General features: G+C 64.0%; 1 protein-coding gene. It reads left to right on the top strand.

Going from position 1 to position 3,157, the window contains the following annotated elements; translation table 11 throughout:
• On the top strand, positions 1 to 3,157 hold a 3,157-nt coding region (locus AS026_RS39960), incomplete at both ends, for a putative Ig domain-containing protein (protein ID WP_131815321.1).

Genomic DNA, 3,157 nt, shown 5'->3' with positions numbered 1-3,157 from the left:
GATGCGACCGAGAAGGGCGGTGTTGCCAATGGCTCGGGTGGTTCTGTCGCCAGTGGCAACGTACTGACTAACGACACCGATCCTGACGCCGGCGACACCAAGACGGTCACGGCAGTCAGCTTCGGCTCAACAACAGGCACGCTCGGCACCGCACTTGCCGGTGCCTATGGCAGTCTCGTCCTCGCGGCCTCGGGTGCCTATACCTATACGATCAACGAAATCAACTCCGCGGTGCAGGCGCTGCGGCTGTCGACCAACACGCTGAGCGAGGTTTTCAGCTACACCATGCGTGACACCGCCGGGGCCACCGCCACGGCCGCGCTGACGATCACCATCCACGGCGCCGACGACGCGCCGGTTCTGGCGGTCCAGACCGCCACCCAGAATGCCACGGTCAATACCGCCTTCTCGTTCGCGTTAGCGGCCGGCACCTTCACCGATGTCGACAGCGGCGAAACGCTCACCTACACGGCAACATCTGCCGACGGCTCGGTTCTTCCCACCTGGCTGAGCTTCAACGCCGCGACGCAGACCTTCAGCGGTACGCCGACGGCAACAGGCACCTCAGGCATCAAGGTGACGGCAACCGACATTGCCGGCCTCGCCACCAGCGAGACCTTCAATATTACCACGACGATCGCGGGCAACACGACGCCGACGGCGGTTGCCGACGCTGGCGATGCGACCGAGAAGGGCGGCATTGCCAATGGTTCGGGCGGTTCTGTCGCCAGCGGCAACGTGCTTGCCAACGACACCGATCCGGATCAAAACGACACCAAGGCCGTCACGGCGATCAGCTTCGGCGCGACGACAGGCACGCTCGGCACCGCACTTTCCGGCACCTATGGCAGCCTGCTGATCGATGCGACAGGCGCCTATAGCTATACGATCAACGAGACCAACTCCGCGGTGCAGGCGCTGCGGCAATCGACCAACACGCTGAACGAGGTCTTCAGTTACACCATGCGTGACGCCGCAGGCGCCACCGCCACGGCCTCACTGACGATCACCATCCACGGTGCCGACGACGCCCCTGTTCTGGCGGCCCAGACCGCCACCCAGAATGCCACGGCCGGCACCGCCTTCTCCTTCGTGCTGCCGGCCGGCACCTTCACCGATGTCGACAGCGGCGACACGCTTACCTACACGGCAACCTCTGCCAACGGCACCGCTCTTCCCACCTGGCTGAGCTTCAATGCCTCGACGCGCACCTTCAGCGGTACGCCGACGACATCAGGCACGTCAGACATCAAGGTGACGGCAACCGACATTGCCGGCCTCGCCACCAGCGAGACCTTCAGCATCACCACGACAGTGCCTTCCACCTACAGCCTGTTCAGCGCTACCAGCACGCCGGCGCAGACGAACCTCAATGACAACAGGCAGATCGAGCTCGGCGTGAAGTTCCAGGCGAACGTTGCCGGTACAATTACCGGCATCAAGTTCTACCGCAGCGCCAACGACAACGGCCAGAACGTCGTCGACCTGTGGACGACCGGAGGCACCAAGCTCGCCACCGCCACCTATTCCGGCACCACCGGCAGCGGCTGGCAGACGGTGAACTTTGCAACCGCGGTCACCATCACCGCTAACACCACCTACATCGCGTCCTACCACACGACCGGTGCCTATGTGGCGACCGGCAACTATTTCACGGCAGCTGTCACCAACGGCCCACTGACGGCGCTCTCAAGTGCCGCCGCGGGTGGAAACGGTGTCTACCGTTATGGCGGATCCGCCACGGCAGGCATTTTCCCGAACGCCACCTTCCAGTCATCGAATTACTGGGCCGATGTGGTCTTCCGGCCAGCGACCCAAAACACGGTACCGACGGCGGTTGCCGATGCTGGCGATGCGACCGAGAAGGGCGGTGTTGCCAATGGCTCGGGTGGTTCTGTCGCCAGTGGCAACGTACTGACTAACGACACCGATCCTGACGCCGGCGACACCAAGACGGTCACGGCAGTCAGCTTCGGCTCAACAACAGGCACGCTCGGCACCGCACTTGCCGGTGCCTATGGCAGTCTCGTCCTCGCGGCCTCGGGTGCCTATACCTATACGATCAACGAAATCAACTCCGCGGTGCAGGCGCTGCGGCTGTCGACCAACACGCTGAGCGAGGTTTTCAGCTACACCATGCGTGACACCGCCGGGGCCACCGCCACGGCCGCGCTGACGATCACCATCCACGGCGCCGACGACGCGCCGGTTCTGGCGGTCCAGACCGCCACCCAGAATGCCACGGTCAATACCGCCTTCTCGTTCGCGTTAGCGGCCGGCACCTTCACCGATGTCGACAGCGGCGAAACGCTCACCTACACGGCAACATCTGCCGACGGCTCGGTTCTTCCCACCTGGCTGAGCTTCAACGCCGCGACGCAGACCTTCAGCGGTACGCCGACGGCAACAGGCACCTCAGGCATCAAGGTGACGGCAACCGACATTGCCGGCCTCGCCACCAGCGAGACCTTCAATATTACCACGACGATCGCGGGCAACACGACGCCGACGGCGGTTGCCGACGCTGGCGATGCGACCGAGAAGGGCGGCATTGCCAATGGTTCGGGCGGTTCTGTCGCCAGCGGCAACGTGCTTGCCAACGACACCGATCCGGATCAAAACGACACCAAGGCCGTCACGGCGATCAGCTTCGGCGCGACGACAGGCACGCTCGGCACCGCACTTTCCGGCACCTATGGCAGCCTGCTGATCGATGCGACAGGCGCCTATAGCTATACGATCAACGAGACCAACTCCGCGGTGCAGGCGCTGCGGCAATCGACCAACACGCTGAACGAGGTCTTCAGTTACACCATGCGTGACGCCGCAGGCGCCACCGCCACGGCCTCACTGACGATCACCATCCACGGTGCCGACGACGCCCCTGTTCTGGCGGCCCAGACCGCCACCCAGAATGCCACGGCCGGCACCGCCTTCTCCTTCGTGCTGCCGGCCGGCACCTTCACCGATGTCGACAGCGGCGACACGCTTACCTACACGGCAACCTCTGCCAACGGCACCGCTCTTCCCACCTGGCTGAGCTTCAATGCCTCGACGCGCACCTTCAGCGGTACGCCGACGACATCAGGCACGTCAGACATCAAGGTGACGGCAACCGACATTGCCGGCCTCGCCACCAGCGAGACCTTCAGCATCA

Source organism: Rhizobium altiplani (assembly GCF_001542405.1).
GTDB classification, from domain to species: domain Bacteria; phylum Pseudomonadota; class Alphaproteobacteria; order Rhizobiales; family Rhizobiaceae; genus Rhizobium; species Rhizobium altiplani.
The sequence above is the reverse complement of the archived record's forward strand: the minus strand, read 5'-3'. Positions and strand labels throughout refer to the sequence as shown.